18 protein-coding genes are annotated in these 19,890 nt (G+C 59.8%); 15 read left to right on the top strand and 3 right to left on the bottom strand.

Translation table 11 applies throughout. The annotated features are described in order from the left end of the window. Nucleotides 1-219 precede the first annotated feature (219 nt). Nucleotides 220-1,944 carry a dihydroxy-acid dehydratase gene (ilvD, locus tag OEG84_RS05010; RefSeq protein ID WP_267652706.1) on the top strand — a complete coding sequence of 575 codons (1,725 nt, stop codon included), beginning with the start codon at nt 220-222 and terminating at the stop codon, nt 1,942-1,944. Further along, nucleotides 1,931-2,728 (top strand): tetratricopeptide repeat protein, encoded by a 798-nt coding sequence (locus OEG84_RS05005; protein WP_324288175.1) that lies wholly within the window; start codon nt 1,931-1,933, stop codon nt 2,726-2,728. Before ilvD ends, OEG84_RS05005 begins: the two co-directional genes overlap by 14 nt. Before the next feature lie 76 nt (nt 2,729-2,804). Here the strand turns inward: OEG84_RS05005 and OEG84_RS05000 are convergent, their stop codons facing one another. From OEG84_RS05000 to erpA, 3 genes are all read right to left on the bottom strand, one after another. Further along, the gene (locus tag OEG84_RS05000; RefSeq protein WP_267652705.1) at nt 2,805-3,068 is read right to left on the bottom strand and encodes a hypothetical protein; all 264 of its coding nucleotides are present in this window, start codon (nt 3,066-3,068) and stop codon (nt 2,805-2,807) included. A gap of 126 nt (nt 3,069-3,194) precedes the next feature. Further along, on the bottom strand, nt 3,195-3,977 hold the full coding sequence (gene xth, locus OEG84_RS04995; RefSeq protein ID WP_267652704.1) for an exodeoxyribonuclease III: 783 nt from the start codon (nt 3,975-3,977) through the stop codon (nt 3,195-3,197). Nucleotides 3,978-4,019: 42 nt separating this feature from the next. Beyond that, on the bottom strand, nt 4,020-4,355 hold the full coding sequence (gene erpA, locus OEG84_RS04990; protein WP_267652703.1) for an iron-sulfur cluster insertion protein ErpA: 336 nt from the start codon (nt 4,353-4,355) through the stop codon (nt 4,020-4,022). Between the two features lie 169 nt (nt 4,356-4,524). On the opposite strand from erpA, the gene OEG84_RS04985 reads away from it, so the two are divergent. From OEG84_RS04985 to OEG84_RS04925, 13 genes are all read left to right on the top strand, one after another. Further along, complete coding sequence (locus tag OEG84_RS04985) at nt 4,525-5,730, top strand: deoxyguanosinetriphosphate triphosphohydrolase (RefSeq protein WP_267652702.1); 1,206 nt, start codon at nt 4,525-4,527, stop codon at nt 5,728-5,730. 63 nt (nt 5,731-5,793) lie between these two features. Then, complete coding sequence (gene argS / locus OEG84_RS04980) at nt 5,794-7,554, top strand: arginine--tRNA ligase (RefSeq protein WP_267652701.1); 1,761 nt, start codon at nt 5,794-5,796, stop codon at nt 7,552-7,554. 60 nt (nt 7,555-7,614) lie between these two features. Beyond that, nucleotides 7,615-11,238: an SPOR domain-containing protein gene (locus tag OEG84_RS04975; protein WP_267652700.1), complete on the top strand. Its 3,624-nt coding sequence runs from the start codon at nt 7,615-7,617 to the stop codon at nt 11,236-11,238. A gap of 152 nt (nt 11,239-11,390) precedes the next feature. Continuing rightward, a complete protein-coding gene (nagZ, locus tag OEG84_RS04970) occupies nt 11,391-12,386 on the top strand; it encodes a beta-N-acetylhexosaminidase (protein WP_267656092.1) in 996 nt (331 codons plus the stop codon). 86 nt (nt 12,387-12,472) lie between these two features. Next, nucleotides 12,473-13,273, top strand: coding sequence for a segregation and condensation protein A (locus OEG84_RS04965; protein ID WP_267656091.1), 801 nt, complete (start codon nt 12,473-12,475; stop codon nt 13,271-13,273). 44 nt (nt 13,274-13,317) lie between these two features. Next, nucleotides 13,318-14,028: an SMC-Scp complex subunit ScpB gene (gene scpB, locus OEG84_RS04960; RefSeq protein WP_267656090.1), complete on the top strand. Its 711-nt coding sequence runs from the start codon at nt 13,318-13,320 to the stop codon at nt 14,026-14,028. Nucleotides 14,029-14,088: 60 nt separating this feature from the next. Beyond that, on the top strand, nt 14,089-15,183 hold the full coding sequence (locus OEG84_RS04955; protein ID WP_425602822.1) for an ABC transporter ATP-binding protein: 1,095 nt from the start codon (nt 14,089-14,091) through the stop codon (nt 15,181-15,183). Nucleotides 15,184-15,222: 39 nt separating this feature from the next. Further along, nucleotides 15,223-15,438, top strand: a complete 216-nt coding sequence (locus OEG84_RS04950) for a twin-arginine translocase TatA/TatE family subunit (RefSeq protein WP_267652699.1) — start codon at nt 15,223-15,225, stop codon at nt 15,436-15,438. A gap of 42 nt (nt 15,439-15,480) precedes the next feature. Further along, entirely contained in the window at nt 15,481-16,212 is a 732-nt protein-coding gene (gene tatB / locus OEG84_RS04945; protein WP_267652698.1) for a Sec-independent protein translocase protein TatB, read from the top strand. Continuing rightward, on the top strand, nt 16,209-17,048 hold the full coding sequence (gene tatC / locus OEG84_RS04940; RefSeq protein WP_267652697.1) for a twin-arginine translocase subunit TatC: 840 nt from the start codon (nt 16,209-16,211) through the stop codon (nt 17,046-17,048). Before tatB ends, tatC begins: the two co-directional genes overlap by 4 nt. An 80-nt stretch (nt 17,049-17,128) precedes the next feature. Further along, nucleotides 17,129-18,412 (top strand): serine--tRNA ligase, encoded by a 1,284-nt coding sequence (serS, locus tag OEG84_RS04935; RefSeq protein ID WP_267652696.1) that lies wholly within the window; start codon nt 17,129-17,131, stop codon nt 18,410-18,412. A gap of 22 nt (nt 18,413-18,434) precedes the next feature. Next, entirely contained in the window at nt 18,435-19,193 is a 759-nt protein-coding gene (gene surE, locus OEG84_RS04930; protein WP_267656088.1) for a 5'/3'-nucleotidase SurE, read from the top strand. A gap of 3 nt (nt 19,194-19,196) precedes the next feature. Next, nucleotides 19,197-19,853 carry a protein-L-isoaspartate(D-aspartate) O-methyltransferase gene (locus OEG84_RS04925; protein ID WP_267652695.1) on the top strand — a complete coding sequence of 219 codons (657 nt, stop codon included), beginning with the start codon at nt 19,197-19,199 and terminating at the stop codon, nt 19,851-19,853. The last annotated feature ends 37 nt before the right edge of the window (nt 19,854-19,890 follow it).

Below are 19,890 nucleotides of genomic sequence, written 5' to 3'. Positions count from 1 at the left end.
GACAGTTCACCCGGCCGCGCCGTAATTTTATTGCGATATGTGCTCCTTGGGTGATCGTGATCACGCATTGTGACGAATTCGCAACACTTTTTTGGGAATGCATCTGCTATGAAACAGGTGGGCGCAATGTGCCCATTTCCCGCCACAAACAAGGCGCAGGCCAAACCTCCAGTTCGGCTCCGCGGCTCGGTTTTTTGGCCAGACGCGTCTGAGGATATTATGACCGCCACACCATTCGACAAGTCCAAGCTTCCTAGCCGTTACACCACCGTTGGCCCTGCGCGGGCGCCACACCGGTCGTATCTGTATGCGATGGGACTTTCGAGTGAGGAAATCGCGCAGCCGCTGGTAGGTGTGGCGTCATGCTGGAATGAGGCCGCGCCCTGCAATATTTCGCTGATGCGCCAGGCGCAGGTGGTCAAGAAGGGTGTTGCCTCTGCCAAGGGTACACCGCGCGAATTCTGCACCATTACCGTCACCGACGGCATCGCCATGGGCCATCAGGGCATGAAGGCCTCACTGGCCAGCCGTGATCTGATCGCCGATTCAGTTGAACTGACCATGCGTGGCCATTGCTATGACGCGATTGTCGGTCTGGCTGGCTGCGACAAATCGCTGCCGGGCATGATGATGTCGATGGTGCGGCTCAATGTGCCGTCGATCTTCATCTATGGCGGCTCGATTCTTCCCGGCAGTTTCCGCGGTCGTCAAATTACCGTTCAGGATGTGTTCGAGGCGGTGGGACAGCATTCGGTTGGCAATATGTCGGATGAGGACCTGCTGGAAATCGAACAGGTGGCCTGTCCTTCGGCCGGTTCCTGCGGCGCGCAGTTTACTGCCAACACCATGGCGACAGTGGCCGAGGCCATTGGCCTGGCCTTGCCCTATTCCTGCGGCGCGCCGGCGCCTTATGAAATGCGTGATCAGTTTTGCTATGCAGCCGGCGAAAAGATCATGGAATTGATCGCCAAGCAGATCCGCCCGCGTGACATTGTTACCCTCAAGGCGCTGGAAAATGCGGCTGCAGTGGTTTCGGCCACCGGCGGGTCGACCAACGCGGCCTTGCATCTGCCGGCGATCGCCCATGAATGCGGGATTGAGTTCGACCTTTTCGATGTAGCCAAGATTTTCGAACGTACGCCCTACATTGCCAATCTGAAGCCGGGCGGCAAATATGTCGCCAAGGATATGTTCGAGGCTGGCGGGATTCCATTGTTGATGAAGACCATGCTTGAGCACGGCTATCTTCATGGCGATTGCATGACGGTGACAGGCCGTACTTTGGCCGAAAACATGGAGCACGTTCGCTGGAATGATCAGCAGGATGTGGTTCACCCGGCCAACAAGCCAATCACCGTTACCGGCGGTGTTGTCGGTTTGCGAGGCAACCTCGCCGAGGACGGCGCGATCGTGAAGGTCGCGGGTATGTCGCAGTTGAAATTTACTGGCCCGGCGCGTTGTTTCGATTCGGAAGAAGAGTGCTTTGAGGCCGTCACAAACCGCTCCTATAAGGAAGGTGAGGTTCTGGTGATCCGCTATGAGGGTCCCAAGGGTGGCCCCGGCATGCGCGAAATGCTGTCGACCACTGCGGCGTTGTACGGCCAGGGCATGGGCGACAAGGTGGCCTTGATCACCGATGGCCGGTTCTCCGGCGCAACCCGCGGCTTCTGTATCGGCCATGTCTGCCCGGAAGCTGCAGAAGGCGGACCAATCGGCTTGCTTGAGGATGGCGACATCATCGAGATCAATGCTGTTGACGGGGTTTTGAATGTGCAGCTGTCCGATGAGGAACTGGCTGCGCGCAGGGAAAAATGGACAGCACGGGAAACCGATTATGCATCGGGTGCGCTGTGGAAATACGCCCAGACGGTGGGATCAGCGCGTTATGGCGCAGTTACCCATCCGGGCGGAGCGAAAGAAAAGCACTGCTATGCGGATATTTAGTCTTACCCGGACCGGCCTGTTTTACGCCATGCTTGCTGCCGCCATCGGCGCGAGCGGGCCGGCGCGAGCGTTTGATCCCAACAGCGGTGTGTCTCCTGAATCGGGCCCATTCGACCTCTTCAAGTTCGGGTTTTCGGCCTACAAGAAAGGCCACAAGGACGAGGCTGTCGAAGCCTATAAGTATGCTGCGGAAAAAGGCCATCCTGGCGCTCGCTGGGCCTTGGCCAACATGTATGCCTATGGCGATGGCGTGGTTGAAAACGATTACGAAGCGTTCAAGATCTATGATGATATTGCGCGTCAGGGTGTTGAGCCGGGATCGCAGGATACCGGTTATTTCGTCAACGCGCTGTTGTCGCTAGCGATCTATTATCAGAAAGGCATTCCCGGCAGCCCGATAAAGGCCAATCTGGGAGCCGCGCGCCAGCTTTATTTCCAGGCAGCATCGGCTTTTGGCGTGCCTGAAGCGCAATATCGTTTGGGCCGGATGATCCTGGAAGGTCAGGGCGGCGCCAACGATATCCAGCAGGCCAAGAAATGGCTTAACCGGGCTCGCGTCAGCGGTCACCCGGCGGCGTCCGCCGTGCTTGGCAATGTGGTGTTCGAGGAAGGTCAGGTCGTGCGTGGACTGGCATTCATGACGACGGCGCTTGAGCGCTCGGCTCCTGCCGACAGACCCTGGATCCAGGGCTTGCAGGAACGGGCCTTTTCGCTGGCTGGGGAAGCCGATCGCCGCACGGCGGTGGCGCTGGCCCAGGACATGCTGGCCAAGGGCCTGAACTGACCGCCCAGCGATTGCTTGCCGCAAAGCGTGACATCAAAAAGCGATTGCCGTGACGCGCACCTCAGTGGTCCGACATTCAGCCGGGTTGGTGGATGGTTCCTGCGCTGGCCCATGGCGACATTTGCGCCACCGGGCAGCCATCCGAAATCTTCTTCCAACTGGTGTTGTTGAGATTGCGCTCGCAGCGCGCCATGTAGCGCGTGGTTGAGCCGATCTGAAGGCAGACGATTCCGCCTTCCTTGACCTTTTTACCGTTGCCCAGGCATTCACAATCCTGGCCAGCAAAGGCAGGGGGCGCGACAAGGACCAGCACGGCCAAAAGACCGATGCCTGTTGCCAAATGCCGTAACCGCCTGCGTCTCATGGTTCCATGATGCGCCTGAAGCTGCTTTTTGGCAAGTTTGCGCGGTCCAGATCGCCCGTGGGCGCCAAGTGTCGTGGGACGTGCGTCTGACGGGTTGGCCAGTCAGACGTCCAGCGATATTGCCACTGGAACGTGATCAGACGGTTTCTCCCAGCCGCGGACGTGTTTTTCAACGTTGGCCGATTGCAATAGCCCGGCGGCTTCCGGCGAGAGCATCAGATGATCGATACGGATGCCATTGTTCTTGGGCCATGCACCGGCCTGGTAATCCCAGAACGTATAGGTTTTGGGCTGATCGTGCACAGCGCGTAGGGCGTCCGTGAAGCCCAAATTTTCAAGCCTGCGGAAGGCGGCTCTGCTTTCAGGCCGGAACAGGGCGTCGCCTTCCCAGACCTTGGGATCGTGGCAATCGACTGGCTCGGGGATGACGTTGTAATCGCCGGCGAGCACCAGCGGTTCCTCCAGCGCCAACCGGTCGGCTGCGAACGCCTGCAGACGCTCCATCCAGCCAAGCTTGTAGGGGAATTTCGGCGTGTCGACCGGGTTGCCGTTGGGCAGATAGAGCGACACAACGCGCAAAACCCCGTTACCAGTGGAAAATACCGCCTCCATGAAACGCGCCTGAACATCTTCGTCGTCGCCCGGGAGCCCTCGGTTGACCTCGTCGGGGCTTTGCTTTGAGAGGATAGCTACCCCGTTAAAGCCCTTCTGGCCGTGGGTTTCGACGTGATAGCCCAGTGCCTCGATCTCCAGCCGGGGAAACCCCTCATCGACGGATTTCACCTCCTGCAGGCAGGCGATGTCGGGATCGCTCTCGCGAAGCCAGGACTGCAGGTTTTCGAGCCGCGCCTTGACGCCATTGATGTTCCAGGTGGCGATTTTCAAGACGGTGGTCCTTTAACTGCGGCCGATGATGGAAATTGGTGTCTAGACCGAAAAACTGGTGCCGCAACCGCAGGAGGCGACCGCGTTGGGGTTTTTGATCTGGAACGCCTGGCCCATCAGATTATCGACAAAATCGATCTCCGACCCGGCCATGTAGACCAGCGAAACCTGATCGATGAGCACACGTGCGTCGTCGCGTTCAAGCACGACGTCATCCTCAGCAGGTTGGTCATCGAGATCGAACTTGTAGGAAAAGCCGGAGCAGCCTCCGCCTTCGACCGAGACGCGCAATGCGGATTTCCCTTTCTCGGCGGAGACAATTGCCTTGATGCGGTTTGCCGCCGACTGCGACAGTGTTACCGATACGGTGTCAGTCATAATACCTCCTTGCCGGGGTCAAGGTCCGGAAGAGACGTGTTTCAAATCACTTGCTCTATAGGTATGAAGGCGGTGGCCCGACGTCAATGCTTGGACGTGGCGAGTCGGGACTAATCATGCCAGGTCTCGCCTGCAATGCAGCAGGACGGGGCCTGCTGACGGGATGGCCATGGAATACGACAGAACACAGCTTGGGTTTGGAACCGGTACGCGCGCGCCATGGGCGGCCGATCCCTGGACTAGCCGGGGGCGGTTGTTTGCTGAGCCGGTAAGTCCGACGCGGTCCGAGTTCCAGCGCGACCGCGATCGCATTGTTCACACCACAGCCTTCAGGCGGCTCAAGCACAAGACCCAGGTGTTCGTGGCCCATGAGGGCGATCATTACCGGACCCGACTGACCCACACGATCGAGGTGGCGCAGATTGCCAGGGCACTGGCAAGAGCGCTCAAGCTTGACGAGGATCTGGCCGAGGGGGTGGCGCTGGTTCATGATTTTGGCCACACACCGTTCGGTCATACAGGCGAAGAGGCGCTGGCCGAACTGCTCAGCGGGGCAGGCGGGTTTGACCACAATGCTCAGTCGCTCAGGATCGTCACCACGCTGGAGAGGCGGTATGCCGATTTTGACGGCCTCAACCTGACCTGGGAGACGCTTGAGGGACTGGTCAAGCACAACGGGCCGCTGACGGGGCCGGGTACGGCGCCGGTTCCTGAACCGATCATGGCCTATAATGCGTCGCATGATCTGTGGCTCGGCTCGCATTCCGGTCTTGAGGCGCAGACTGCCGCAATTGCCGATGACATAGCCTATAACACCCATGATATTGACGACGGGCTGCGCTCGGGACTGATCACGCTGGAAATGCTTGAGGAGCTGCCGTTGATCGCGCGCCTGATGGCGGAGGTTCGTGGGCGTTACCCGGACCTTGAAGAGCCGCGGCTGATCAACGAGATCATGCGCCGACAGATCACCGCGATGGTGGAAGACGTGATTGCCGTAACACAGGCCAATATTGCCCGGACCAAGCCTGAATCAGCTGACGATGTCCGCCATGCGGGGCAGACAATGGCGCATTTCTCAGATGAATTCGCTGCCGCTGACCACGAGATCAAGACTTTTCTGTACGCCCATCTGTACAGGCATCCGGAAGTAATGCGGGTGCGTGAAAGTGCGACCTTGATCGTCAATGATCTGTTTGCAGCCTTCATGGCCGATCCCGGCGCGATGGGCGATAAGCACAGCCATGCGGGATTCGAGGAATTGCCGACTGAGCTGCGCATGCAGCGGGTGAGCGATTATCTGTCTGGCATGACCGACACCTATGCAATCGCTGCACACCGGCGTTTGTTTGACCGTACCCCTGAATTGCGATAGGCAGCGGTCAATTCGCCCGCCAGCTGTCGCGTGGCTCTTTTTTGCCCTATCCGGACTTATGCCATGAATGTGTTCAAGGACTTCGAACAGAGAATCAAGCGGGCTGTAGAAGCGCTTGATGTCGTTAAGGAAAAGGGCGGTGCTCTGGACTTTTTCCGACTCACCGCCGAGCCGCCGCGCGATCCTGCCCACGGCGATATCTCGACCAATGCGGCGATGGTACTGGCCAAGCCGCTGGGGATGAACCCGCGGGTTCTGGCGGACATGATCGCTGCTCAATTTGCCGATAACGCTGATGTTGCCGAGACGGCGGTGGCCGGGCCGGGGTTTTTAAATTTCCGGCTGACCGCGCGTTTCTGGCAGGGACTTGTCGGCACTGTACTCCGTGACGGTGTAGATTTCGGCCGCTCGACGCTTGGCGCTGGCGCCAAGGTCAATGTCGAATATGTCTCGGCCAACCCGACCGGGCCGATGCATGTGGGCCATTGCCGCGGCGCTGTTGTCGGCGATGCGCTGGCCAATCTTATGAGTTTCGCCGGTTACGACGTGACCAAGGAATACTACATCAACGACGCCGGCTCGCAGATCGATGTGCTGGCCCGGTCGGTCTATCTGAGATACCGCGAAGCCCTCGGCGAGACGATCGGCGAGATCCCTGCGGGGCTTTATCCCGGTGATTACCTGGTGCCGGTGGGGCAGGCGCTGGCGGATGAGTTTGGACCATCGCTGACCAAGATGCCCGAAGACGAGTTGATGGCGCTGATCCGGCCGCGGACCATCGACGCGATGATGGCGATGATCCGCGCTGACCTCAAGGCGCTCAATGTCGAGCATGACGTGTTCTTTTCAGAGCGCAGTCTGCATGCTGATGGCGCCAAGAAAATCCGGCACGCGATCAACGACCTGACCTTCAAGGGCCATGTCTACAAGGGCAAGCTGCCGCCGCCGAAGGGGCAGTTGCCGGAAGAGTGGGAAGACCGGGAACAGACGCTGTTTCGCTCGACCGATGTTGGCGACGACATCGACCGTCCGCTGATCAAGTCGGACGGCAGCTACACTTACTTCGCAGCTGATGTGGCCTATTTCCGCGACAAGTTCGAGCGTGGCTTCAAAGAGATGATCTATGTGCTTGGCGCCGATCATGGCGGCTACATCAAGCGGCTCGAGGCGGTCGCCAAGGCGGTTTCGGCGGGAGAAGCCAAGCTGACGGTGCTGTTGTGCCAGCTGGTCAAGATCTACCGTAACGGCGAACCGGTGCGGATGTCCAAGCGTTCGGGTGATTTCGTCACCCTGCGCGACGTGGTTGATGAAGTCGGCGTCGATTCGGTGCGCTTCATGATGCTGTACCGGAAGAGCTCGGAAACGCTGGATTTTGATTTTGCCAAGGTGACCGAGCAATCCCGGGACAACCCGGTGTTCTACGTCCAGTACGCCCATGCCCGTTGCGCCTCGGTGATGCGGCAGGCGTTGGAAGTGTTTCCCGATCTCGATCTGTCGCCGGAGGCGCTGGCCGCTGCCGACCTGTCTGATCTGAGCCATGAGAGCGAACTGGCGCTGATTGCCAAGCTTGGCGAATACCCCAGGATGATCGAGGCGGCAGCCACCGGTCAGGAGCCGCACAGGGTGGCGTTTTACCTCTATGACCTTGCAAGTCTGCTGCATGGACACTGGAACAAGGGGCGTGATGAGCCAGGTTTGCGGTTTGTTAACGATAAAAACCGACAATCCACAATTGCCAGAATGGGTTTGGTGTACGCGGTTGCTTCGGTGCTGAAGTCAGGTCTCATGATTACGGGAACTGATGCCCCGGAGGAAATGCGTTAATCGTCACCTTTTCCCCACAATACTCTGGCAGTAAATTTCGCGAGAGTATGTGAGTGACGCATGGTTGATCAATTGGATAGCAACACCCGGACCCAAGAGCCGGATGTCGAAGTCGACGATCCGCTGGCGGAACTCGCCCGGATCATCGGCTATGAACGGCCTGTCGAACAGTCTGTTCCGGACGCTGCCGAAAACGAGCCGGTGGCTAGCGCGTTCGATCTCGAAGCAGAGTTGATGCGCGAGCTCGACGTGGTGTCGGCTGTCGAACCTGCCATGCAGGCCGAAGCACTCAATGCCGATGACACCAAGAGTGATGCGGATGATGACGCCGGCGCTGACATGGATCAGCCTGCCGAGCCTGCCGAAGATCTTGCTGATCCGTCTGATGATGATTCAGTGCTGGCCGATGCCTGGCTGGGCAACAAGCCCGATTCCAATTTCGATGCCGATGCCGATGCGGTTCTCGATGCCGAGACCAATATGGGTGGTGAGACCGAGTTTGCTTTCGATTCCGAGGCTGGGGTTGATGCTGTTGCGTTTGTCGATGTGGAGCAGGTTGCTGCCGAAGAGGCCGTAGCTGATTTCATGCCGGATCTTGCCAGCTTGAACGAAGTCGATGAGACAGCCGGTACCGCTGAGGTGACGGAATTCGGGGCTTGGGAAGCGCCGGAACTGGAAGCTGAGTGGGAACCCCGGCCGGAGACGCCATTTATTGCTGACGCTTCCGATTTGGACGACGGTGATGATGACGTCGGCGATCAAGTTGGCGCGGAGACAGACGAACTGGGGCAGGTCATATCGCGTGATCTTGGTCCGGCCGCGGCATCCGATGTGGCTGAAGACGATGTTGATGATCAGGTGCTTGCCGACATGTTCCGGTTTGAACTGCCGGCTCATACAGCAAGCAGCGGTAGCAACGAGCCGGTTGCTATTGATGTGCCTGAGTTGAATGACCCTGAAACCCTTGAATATGGGGATGCCGACGCCGACCTTGCGGCGGCGTTTGAACTTGATCCGGAACTGGCCACTCCGGAACAGTCTGTCCCGGAACTGGTTGCCCCCGAACTGGTTGCCAATGACACCAACGTGGTCGACGTCCCCGACGTCGAGCCGACAGACGATGTGGCGTCACCGATCGACGCGCCGGTGCTGGACTGGGAGGGGTACAATTCAACGTCGGACAATATAGACGACGCGCAAGCTGGCTCGGACATGCCTCCCGAACCAGCCATCGATACCGATATGGATGATGGCGTCGTCGATTTTGAAGACTATCTGTCGGCTGAACTTGATGTGTTTGAGCATCAGGTTGCAATGTCGGATGCGCCAGCGGCGGATGAAGTGCCGTCGCCGGTTCCCGATCATAGCCCCGATTCCGCCACTCAGGCGGGGGAAGTTGACGGCTGGAACGATGCCGCCTTGGATGGCGATGATCTGGTGTTTGACGAAGCTGCCGAAGAGCTGCTTTCTGATATAGCAGAGGAGCCGGCCGCCACTGGCGCATATGCGGATGGCGGTTGGAGCGAAGGCGCCATCAACGACAGCCTTGCCTTGGAGCTGGAAGAGGAACTCGAGGACATGTTCGGGCTGACGGCGCCGGTAGACCTGTCACCGGTTGCTTTTGACGAGTCCGATGATCTGGAATTCGATCTCGAACAGGTGCTGGCCGAGACGGTGGTCGAGGCCGAAGCCGCGCCTGATCAGTCGTTTGAACCCGAATTGCCTGCGTCCCATGAGTTCGAAGCTGCGGCACCAGAACTTGAGGAGTTCGAACCTCAGGCGCATGAACTGCTGGCTGTCGACAACGTGACTGCTGACGATGGAGAGCTGGAGCAGGAACTGCTGGAGGAGCCGCAGCCTGAGACTGAACGCGACGAAATTGCGGAAGCGTTTTTCGGGCTGGGTGGCGTTGTCGAAGATACGATCGACGTTTCTGATGCGGGTGCAGGGCATGAATCTGCCAACGAGACGTCTGTCGTCGAAGCTGATTATCCGACTGAAACACCGACCGAATTTTCCTCCGAACACACGGCTGATCCCGCGCAGGGTGACTGGCTGGCCGGGTTCGAGACTGATGATCAGACGAGTCAATCAGCCCATTCGGACGATGACGGGTTCTTTTTTGACGCCGATATGATTGCCGAACCGGAAGACAGTGTCGAAGCAGTCGCTGATTTTGATGTACCTGAACTCGCCCATGATGAGCCGGTGGCGATGGATCCGGATTTTGACAACGAGATCGACCGGGAATTTGCCGATATCATCGACCGCGATACACCTGACTCCGAGGTTGCTGCGGCATCAGTTGTAACAGGCAGCCTTGGCGCCGCAACCGGTATGGCCCACGACTGGAGCCGAGACGTCAACACTGAGCGCGGTTATGAGGGATCTGGCGACTATATAGCGCTTGAACGTGAGTTGGGTGCTGATGATGTCCATGTTGCGCCGCCCTATGACGACGGTGAAGGCGACGATCATGAACCCTCGCCGCTTGATAGTGAATACGCCACCGGCATGGTTGGCGCGCCGGCTGCCGGAAATGAGTCACGCGGGCCTTTCCTGGCACTTGTTGTGCTTGGTGTCGCGGTGTTGGCCGGAGCGGGCGCCTTTGGCTGGAGCATGATGTCGACGGACGATAGCTCGGTGGATGGCGGTCCCCGCATCATTCGGGCGGACAAGGAACCTGTGAAGGTGGTGCCCGAGAACCCGGGCGGGGTAACCGTGCCCAATCAGGACAAAGCGGTTTACGACAGGGTCGCTGGTGGTGATGCTGCGCAACCCAGACAGCCAGCATTGATCAATTCGGCTGAAGAGCCGGTGGACGTGGTTCAGCGCACGCTCGATCCCGACGTGCTTCCACTTGAGGGCCGCGGCAGCCCGGCAGTGAAATCGGAAGAACGGTTGACGGCAGATGGCACATCTGAAGCGAATGCCGGATCAGCAACACAGGCTGCGCCGGTGGTATCGCCGCGCAAGGTGCGCACCATGATCGTTAAACCCGATGGCTCGATAGTTGCCCGCGAGGACCCGACTCCGGAACCGGTGACACAGCCTGCCACAGTCGCGGCTGAGAAAATCGAACCGGCAGCCGCACCTTTGCAGGCAGCAAACCAGCAGACTCCTGAGGCCGAAACCGCAGTGCCTGCCGCGCCAGATGTGGCGGCAGTGCCGGCAGAAGCTGCCCCGGCGCCTGCCGAGGAAGAAGTTGCCGCGGTGGAAGCGCCCGATGCAGGCACCACCGCGCCGGTGCGGGTCGTCACCACCCAGCAGATCCGCGCGCCGATTCCCCAGGGCCGGCCTGCAGATCAGCCAGTCAATGTGGTGGGAACAGTGACCCAGGGCGGCACGGTCGCTGCGGCACCGACCGCACCTTCAGCGCCTGCCCAAGACACGGAAGTTGCTTCGGCACCGGCTCCTGCCGCCGCACCCGTGGCCAATCCGGGCGGCTATTACGTCCAGATCGCATCGCAGCCGACTGTCGATGGCGCACAGGCTTCATGGCGAACCCTGTCCAATCGCTACAGCAGTATGCTGGGCGGGCGTGACGTGGACATCCAGCGGGCTGACATTCCTGGCAAGGGTGTGTTCCATCGCGTCAGGGTTGTCGGCGGTACACGCGATCAGGCCAACGCATTGTGCAGTCGTTACAAGTCTGCCGGTGGCAGTTGCTTCGTGTCGCGCTGATATCTGTTCGGTCTGAGAATGGGATTTAGAATAAGGCCGCGCATGGTTTGTGCGGCCTTTGCCGTTCTATCCCTGTGGGCTGACAGGAACGCAAACTGTCAATTGTCGGTGGATTGATTACGATTGGCCGATGAGCAGAATCAAAAGCAGTCATCTTCGGTTGTGCCGGCCCTCAACTCAGTGTCGAGGAGCGCGCATTCTTTGCCGAGCACCGGCCCTGGGGCTTTATTCTTTTTGGCCGCAACATTGTCAGCCTGGAACAGGTCACGGAGCTGTGTGCCGACCTGCGTGAGAGCATTTCGCGCCCCGATGCGCCGATCCTGATTGATCAGGAAGGTGGCCGTGTGCAGCGCTTCAAGCCTCCATTGGTACCGCAATACCCTTCGGGCGCGGAACTCGGTGCATTGTATCTCGCCAACCCTGAGGCGGGCCTGCGCGCGGCCTGGATCATGTCACGGCTGCATGCATTCGACCTGCTGCCGCTTGGTATCACAGTTGATTGCCTGCCGGTGCTCGATATCCCCGCGCCAGGCGGCCACGAGGTGATCGGCAGCCGTGCCTATGGCGTGACGCCGGAGGTGGTGACGGCAATGGGTACGGCAGCCTCAGCAGGCCTGAAGGCCGGTGGCATGCTGCCGGTGATCAAGCACATTCCCGGCCACGGTCGGGCGGGTGCCGATACGCACCATGAATTGCCAAGGGTCGATGTTGCGCGGGCGGAATTGTCAGCGCGCGACTTCGCGCCGTTCAAGGCGCTGGCAGGCGAAGCGATGGCGATGTCGGCGCATGTGGTCTTTACCGATATCGATCCTGAGCATCCCGCCACCACATCACGCAAGGTGATTGAAGAGGTGATCCGGGGTGAAATCGGGTTTGACGGGCTTTTGATGTCCGATGATGTGTCGATGAACGCGCTTTCTGGGGATTTCGTGGCCAGGACAGGTGCAATTTTTGCCGGAGGGTGCGATGTCATCTTGCACTGCAATGGCGTTCCTGCGGAAATGGAAGCGGTGATTTCGGTCACACCGGTCCTGTCGGGTGAGGCGCTGCGGCGTACGCAAGCGGCAATGGAGGCATTCAAGCCCGCTGATGACAGCAATGAGACCGTCTTGCGGGACGAATTCGAGGCGTTGATGGCGGCCTCATAACAGCTGAAAGGCCAATCTGAGTGAGCAACGGCAACCGGCAACAAAGCAGCAGTGAAGCCGGCAAGGCGTCCGCGGTGACAACGCCGATGGATGCCGTGTGGGACACGGCCGCTGCCGACCGGGCCACCGGTGATCCTTTCCTGGTGATCGATGTTGACGGGTTTGAAGGCCCGCTTGATCTGCTGTTGCACCTGGCGCGCACGCAAAAGGTCGATCTGGCCAAGATCTCGGTTCTGGCGCTGGCCGAACAATATCTGCATTTTGTCGAAAAGGCGCGGGCGTTGCGACTTGAGCTTGCCGCCGACTATCTGGTGATGGCGGCGTGGCTCGCCTATCTCAAGTCCCGTTTGTTGATACCCCAGGGCCCGAAGGGCGACGAGCCGAGCGGCGAGGAAATGGCGGCGCAACTGGCGTTCCGGCTCAAGCGGCTGGAAGCGATGCGCGAAGCTGCGACCCGGCTTGTCAATCGCAACCGGTTGGGGCGCGACGTGTTCGCCCGTGGCGCGCCGGAGCCGCTGGTCATCGACCTCAATTCGAGCTTCGACGCAACGCTTTATGACCTGCTGACGGCCTATGCGTCGCAGCGGCAGCGGCAGATGATAACCCAGGTGACGATCGCCCGGCGCCGGGTCTGGTCGCTCGCCGATGCACGCGTCATACTGACGCGGCTGATCGGCGAGCTCAAGGATTGGACGGCGCTGGACCAATATTTGGCGCGCTATCTCGCTGACCCCGAGGAGCGGGTGACGGCGATTGCCAGCTCGTTTGCGGCCAGTCTGGAACTGGTGCGGGAAGGGCGAATGGAAATCCGCCAGGAGGGGGCCTTCCAACCTATATTCATGCGACGACCGTCAGGCGCCGGTCTCAATGCGGGGAGCAGATCATGATAATGGATCCCGGTTACGGTGAAGCGATGGCCTATGGCGGCGATATGGATCAGGCTCAGGACGATGAAACCGGTGCGGATGCTCTCGACGCGCTCAAGAACCGCGCGCTTCGCGAAGCCGAGCGGATTGCCGAGGCGCTGGTGTTTGCATCGAGCGAACCGGTCGCCGAAAAACTGATCGCGACGAAACTGCCCGATGACGTGGCCGTCGATGCGGTAATGGCGCAACTGGCGCGCCGCTACGCTGACCGGGGTGTTAATCTGGTGCGGGTCGGTGATGCCTGGGCGTTTCGCACGGCAGCGGATCTGGGCTTTCTGATCCGTCAGGAAGAAAACGAAATCAAGAAGCTGTCGCGTGCCGGCCTCGAGGTTTTGTCGACCATCGCCTATCACCAGCCGGTGACACGGGCGGAAATCGAGGACGTGCGCGGTGTCGCCACATCCAAGGGCACGCTTGATGTGCTGATGGAAACCGGCTGGGTGCGGATGCGCGGCCGCCGCCGGTCGCCGGGTCGTCCCGTGACCTATGGCACCACGGCCGCGTTTCTCGATCATTTCGGACTTGAAGACCTGCGTGACTTGCCGGGCATGGACGAACTCAAGGGGGCGGGCTTGCTGTCGGGCAAGGTTCCGTCGAACTTCCAGCCACCGATTCTGTCGGCCAATGATGACCTCACTGAGGATGAAGATCCGATCACGCAAATGGATCTGGAAGAACTTGGACTCTTGACACCGATGGGTGAAGCGGAGGACTAAGCACGCGGGCCCGGTTGTGAACCGGGTACAGTGTTGCTGACGGCAAGGGTCCCGACCATCGTGAACCAGCAGACAAGGACGGCAAACGCGCGCAGGACGGCAGGTGTAACCTTCGCCGCGCGCCTGGCGTTTGAGGATGTCCACCATGCCTATGGTGAGCAGCCGACGCTGCACGGGGTGACGCTTGCCGCCGAACCTGGCGAAGTTCTGTGCCTGTTGGGACCGTCGGGATCGGGCAAGACCACCTTGCTGAGGATCGCGGCCGGAATCGAGCGCATGAGCCGCGGCCGGCTTTTCCTCAATGACCGCGAAATCGCCGGACCGGTCACCAATCTGCCGCCGGAACGTCGCGGCATCGGCCTGATGTTTCAGGACTTTGCGCTGTTTCCGCATTTGACCATTCTCGACAATGTCCGCTTTGGCCTGACCGCGTTGTCATCGGCTGACGCCAAGCGCGAGGCGATGGCTGCGCTGGACCGGGTCGGCATGGTCCATTACGCCGATAATTACCCGCATGCGCTGTCGGGCGGCGAGCAGCAACGGGTGGCGCTGGCGCGGGCGCTGGCGCCGCGACCAGCGGTGCTGTTGATGGACGAGCCCTTCTCGGGACTTGATTCGCGGCTCAAGGACAGCGTGCGCGCCGAAACCCTGGCAATTTTGCGGGAAGCGCGGGCCACGGCCGTTGTCGTCACCCATGATGCGGAAGAAGCCATGCGGATGGGCGACCGGATTGCCCTGCTCAGGGATGGCGCGCTGGTGCAGGTGGGAACGGCGGAGGATCTTTACCACCGTCCCGCAAGCCTGTTTGCCGCCGGGTTCTTCTCGGAGATCAATGTGTTTGACGGCATCGTCCAGGGTGAAATCGCGCAAACCCCGGTGGGGCCAGTCAAGGCGCCTGGGCATTCTGACGGTACGACGGTTGCCATCGCCGTTCGGCTGCCGGGTCTAGAGGTAACGGAGACGCCGTGTGGCGTGCCTGCACGGGTGGTTGCGCGCCGGTTTCTTGGCGTTGAAGAGTTGGTGACATTGGTGGTTGCAGGCGGTGAAAACCCAATCGATGCGCGCATCAGAGCAGGTCAGTTGCGTCCCGGCGCGCGGGATGTTTCTGTATCTGTTAACGAGAGAGACATTTTGGTGTTTGAAACAAACGGATAAACACCTTAAATCAAGATAGAATCCTTAGAGGAGAGTTTCATGGGTAGTTTTAGTATTTGGCATTGGCTTATCGTTCTGGTCGTCGTTCTGTTGCTTTTCGGTCGCGGCAAGATCCCGGAACTGATGGGCGATGTTGCCAAGGGCATCAAAAGCTTCAAGAAGGGCATGGGCGACGAAGAAACCGCACCCGATGCCAAGTCGGTTGAGGCCAAGACGGTCGAAAGCAAGGCCGAAGAAGCCAAGGATCGCGGCTGATCCGCCCAAATCCATTGTCCTGAGGGGCGCGGAGAAGCCTGAATGTTCGATATTGGTTGGCCAGAGCTTCTGGTCGTCGCCATTGTGCTGATAATCGTGGTCGGTCCGAAAGACCTGCCACCGATGCTGCGCGCCTTCGGGCGGACCACCAAGAAACTCAGATCAATGGCATCTGAGTTTCGGGGTCAGTTCGATGAGGCGTTGCGGGAAGCGGATCTTGACGATGTCAAGAAGACGTTTGACAGCGCACGCAAACTCAACCCGATGCAGAGCATTCGTGACGCGGTCAATCCGTTGAAGGATACTGCCAAGGAAATCCGTTCGGACCTGGAAAAATCCGTGAAGACGCCGTCAACGGCTGCTGCGGACAAACCGGTCCCGGATGTGGCGGTGCCAACACCGGCGATGAAGCTGGCGGATGGGCCACCGGAGATCAAGGCCGACGCGCCAGCTCCGGCGGGTAAAGCCGGTGACAAGACCACGTCGAAATCCGCTTCGCCATCGGGCGCCACGGCCAAAGCGAAAACTTCGACCAGGGCAAAGACGCCGGTCAAGCCAGCGGTAAAGACTGAGTCGGCTGCCAAGCCCGCGACCAAGTCTCAGCCGGCAGAGAAGCCTGCTGCCCGAAAAACTGCAGCGAAGGCGTCGGCAGCGAGCAAGCCATCGTCGTCGAATGCTCCGGCTGCCACGACCAAGGCCGCAGCCAAGCCATCGGGCGGGGCCAAGGCCCCTGCGCGTGCCAGAAAACCGAAACAAGGTGAGGGCTCGGCTTGACCGAAGATATTGATGACAAGCCGCAGCCGCTGCTTGAGCATTTGATGGAACTGCGCAATCGCCTGATGTGGGCGATCGGTGCCTTCTTCATTGCATTTCTTGTCTGTTTCGCGTTCGCCAAACCGTTGTTCAACATGCTGGTGCAGCCTTTCACCTGGGCGGTGGACTGGGCCGGGATGACCGATCGCAAGATCGAATTGATCTACACGGCGCCGCAGGAGTTTTTCTTCACCCAAATCAAGATTGGCATGTTCGGCGGCGTGGTGCTGGCGTTTCCGATGATCGCGGCACAGGTCTACAAGTTCGTAGCACCGGGGCTTTACAAGAACGAGCGCTCGGCATTTCTGCCATTTCTGGTGGCGTCGCCGGTGTTGTTCCTGCTCGGCGCGGCGCTGGTCTACTTCTTCTTCACCCCGATGGTGATGTGGTTCTTCCTTGCGATGGAACAGACCGGAGGCCACGGCGAGGCGTCGATCGTGCTGTTGCCGAAGGTCTCGGAATATCTCGGGTTGATCATGACCCTGATCTTCGCCTTCGGCCTGGTGTTCCAGTTGCCGGTGGTGACCACGTTGCTGGCGCGGGCGGGGCTTGCCACGTCTGTCGGCCTCGCAGCAAAGCGCAAATATGCCATCGTCGCCGCCTTTGTCGCAGCTGCGGTGCTGACGCCGCCAGACCCGGTCTCCCAGATCGGGCTTGCGCTGCCCACCATCATTCTTTACGAGATTGCCATCTATTGCGCCCGTCTCGTGGAGCGCCAGCGCGCCGCGGCAAAGGCCACGGCGGCAGCAGATGATCCCGAATCATCGGCTGACTCTGATCCCCAAGGGGACGCCTGAGTTCTGGAGGTTCGTCACGCCGTCTGATCAGGCGGCGTGGTTGCGAGGCTGACGCGGAAATTCGAATTCCGGAACCAGCCATGCTTGACATCAAATGGATACGAGAAAACCCGGCGGCGCTTGACGCGGCGCTCGCCAAACGTGGCGCTGATCCACAAGCCGAACAGCTGGTGGCGCTCGATGAGGCACGCCGTAGCCATGTCGGCGCTGTGCAGGCCTTGCAGGAGCGCCGCAATGCCGCTTCCAAGGAAATAGGCAAAGCAATGGCCGCCAAGGACCAGGCTGCGGCCGACGCGCTGAAGGCCGAGGTTGCCAAGCTCAAGGACGAATTGCAAGCTGGCGAAGCCAAGGAGCGGGAGCTTGACGAAGCGCTCAAGCATGCGCTTTCGGTTCTGCCGAACATCCCGCTCGACGAAGTGCCGGTCGGCGCTGATGAAGGGGACAATGTTGAAATTCGCTTGGGCGGCAAAAAGCCCGATCTCGGGTTTGAGCCCAAGGAGCATTTCGAACTTGGCGAAGCGCTCGGAATGATGGACTTCGAGCGGGCGGCGAAAATGTCTGGCGCACGGTTTACCATCCTGTCTGGACCGCTGGCGCGGCTTGAGCGGGCGCTGGGCCAGTTCATGCTGGATTTGCACACTGGCGAGCATGGCTATCGTGAGGTCAACCCGCCGCTGCTGGTCAACGATGCCGCGGCATACGGCACCGACAAGTTGCCGAAATTTGGCGATGACCTGTTTCGCACCACGGACGGCCGTTGGCTGATTCCGACGGCGGAAGTGCCGCTGACCTATATGGCAGCCGGCGAAATTCTCGATGAGCAGCAATTGCCGCTGCGCTATACCGCGCTGACGGCATGCTTTCGCTCCGAGGCCGGATCGGCCGGCCGTGACACCCGCGGCATGCTTAGGCAGCATCAGTTCAGCAAAGTTGAGATGGTCTCGGTGACCACGCCGGAAACCTCGCTTGAAGAACATGAGCGGATGACCGCGAGCGCGGAAGCCGTGCTCAACCGGTTGGGGCTGCACTATCGCACCGTGGTGCTGTGCACGGGTGATATGGGGTTTGGCGCCCAGAAGACTTACGACATCGAGGTCTGGCTTCCGGGCCAGAAGGCCTATCGGGAAATTTCATCTTGTTCGGTCTGCGGCGATTTTCAGGCGCGGCGCATGAATGCGCGCTGCCGCAAGCCGGGCGACAAGGCCACGCGCTTTGTCCATACGCTCAATGGGTCCGGCGTCGCCGTCGGTCGGGCGCTGATCGCGGTGATGGAAAATTACCAGAACAAGGATGGTTCGATCACCGTTCCGGATGCGCTGCGCATGTATATGGGTGGCCTTACGCGAATTGAAAACCCGAATTGACAGCTGCGGCAAGGATCACATGATGCGCATACTCATCACCAATGACGACGGCATTCACGCCGAGGGGCTTGAGGTGCTTGAGCGCATTGCCCGGACGCTCTCCGACGACGTCTGGGTGGTTGCGCCGGAAACCGACCAGAGCGGGCTTGCCCATTCATTGACGCTTTCCGAACCGCTGAGGTTGCGCAAGGTGAAGGACAAGACCTATGCGCTGCGCGGCACGCCGACCGATTGTGTGATCATGGCGATCCGCAAGTTGATGGATCAGGCGCCGGATCTGGTTCTATCGGGCGTCAATGCCGGGCAGAATGTTGCCGATGACGTGACCTATTCCGGCACCGTCGCCGGGGCCATGGAAGGCACGCTTTTAGGCGTGCGGTCGATTGCCATCAGCCAGGCCTACCGGCTCGATGAGGGCAGGGTGCTGCCGTGGGATGTGGTCGAAACGCTGGCGCCGGCGCTGCTGCGCAAACTCATCGGTCTCAGTCTGCCGAAGGGAACCCTGCTCAACGTCAACTTCCCCAATTGTGCCGTGGAAGACGTCAAGGGCGTGGTCGTGACCGATCAGGGAGTGATGACCCATGCGCTGTCGATTGACGAGCGCCGTGACGGGCGCGGGTTCCCATATTTCTGGCTGAAATTCGGCCGCCGGGATTTTGAGACGGAAGCCAACAGCGACATCAAGGCGATCTCTAACGGGTATGTTTCCGTGACGCCACTGCAGCTGGATCTGACCCATCATGCGGTGCAGGATCAGATTGCCAAAGCATTGAGAGATTGACCGGTGAATGTGCGGTTGTTGGAAAAAGAGGGATTTGCCGGCCTGTTCCTGAGGCTGCGTGCCGAAGGACTTGCCGACAAGGAACTGCTGACGGCATTTGAGCAAACACCGCGCACGCTTTTTCTGTCTGCAGCCTATTCCGATGCTGCCTATCACGATCGCCTGCTGCCGATCGATTGCGGTGGTTTTGCCGAGAGTGCGCGTCTGGTTGCCAAATGTCTCTCCGCGCTGGCAATCGAACCCGGCCAGCGGTTGCTCGATATCGGTACCGGAAGCGGTTTTCTGGCGGCGGTGGCCGGGCGCATGGTCGAACGCGTGGTGACGATTGACCGCTACAAGACCTTGATTCAGCTTGCACAACAGCGTTTCTCTCATCTGGGACTTGGCAACGTGATGGCCCGCCAGGCCGACGGCCTCAAGGGGGTAAGCGGAGAGGGGAGTTTTGATCGGATCATTGCAACCTGCGCCTTCGACGCAATGCCCCGCCAGTTCGTTGATCAACTCGCCTCCGGCGGAATCATGCTGGCGCCAATTGTGTCGGAAGATGGTCAGGCTGCGCGGATGGCGCGGCTGACGAAAATCGGTAGCCGTTTTGAGCGGGAGGACCTTTTTGAAGTGCCGTACCGTGCCTTCATTCCCGGAATCGCGGCGGCGCTGTGACCCGATTCTGGGCTTGAAATCCACGGAATCCTGCGAC

The sequence above is a fragment of the Hoeflea algicola genome, from assembly GCF_026619415.1.
GTDB lineage: Bacteria > Pseudomonadota > Alphaproteobacteria > Rhizobiales > Rhizobiaceae > Hoeflea > Hoeflea algicola.
Note: the sequence above shows the minus strand (reverse complement) of the source record. Positions and strands in the feature narration are given on the sequence as shown.

Coding starts and splice junctions, on each gene's coding strand:
- ilvD (WP_267652706.1), top strand. CDS start 220: ATGACCGCCACACCATTCGACAAGTCCAAGCTTCCTAGCCGTTACACC.
- OEG84_RS05005 (WP_324288175.1), top strand. CDS start 1,931: ATGCGGATATTTAGTCTTACCCGGACCGGCCTGTTTTACGCCATGCTT.
- erpA (WP_267652703.1), bottom strand. CDS start 4,355: ATGACTGACACCGTATCGGTAACACTGTCGCAGTCGGCGGCAAACCGC.
- OEG84_RS04985 (WP_267652702.1), top strand. CDS start 4,525: ATGGAATACGACAGAACACAGCTTGGGTTTGGAACCGGTACGCGCGCG.
- argS (WP_267652701.1), top strand. CDS start 5,794: ATGAATGTGTTCAAGGACTTCGAACAGAGAATCAAGCGGGCTGTAGAA.
- OEG84_RS04975 (WP_267652700.1), top strand. CDS start 7,615: ATGGTTGATCAATTGGATAGCAACACCCGGACCCAAGAGCCGGATGTC.
- OEG84_RS04965 (WP_267656091.1), top strand. CDS start 12,473: ATGGATGCCGTGTGGGACACGGCCGCTGCCGACCGGGCCACCGGTGAT.
- scpB (WP_267656090.1), top strand. CDS start 13,318: ATGGATCAGGCTCAGGACGATGAAACCGGTGCGGATGCTCTCGACGCG.
- OEG84_RS04950 (WP_267652699.1), top strand. CDS start 15,223: ATGGGTAGTTTTAGTATTTGGCATTGGCTTATCGTTCTGGTCGTCGTT.
- tatB (WP_267652698.1), top strand. CDS start 15,481: ATGTTCGATATTGGTTGGCCAGAGCTTCTGGTCGTCGCCATTGTGCTG.
- serS (WP_267652696.1), top strand. CDS start 17,129: ATGCTTGACATCAAATGGATACGAGAAAACCCGGCGGCGCTTGACGCG.
- surE (WP_267656088.1), top strand. CDS start 18,435: ATGCGCATACTCATCACCAATGACGACGGCATTCACGCCGAGGGGCTT.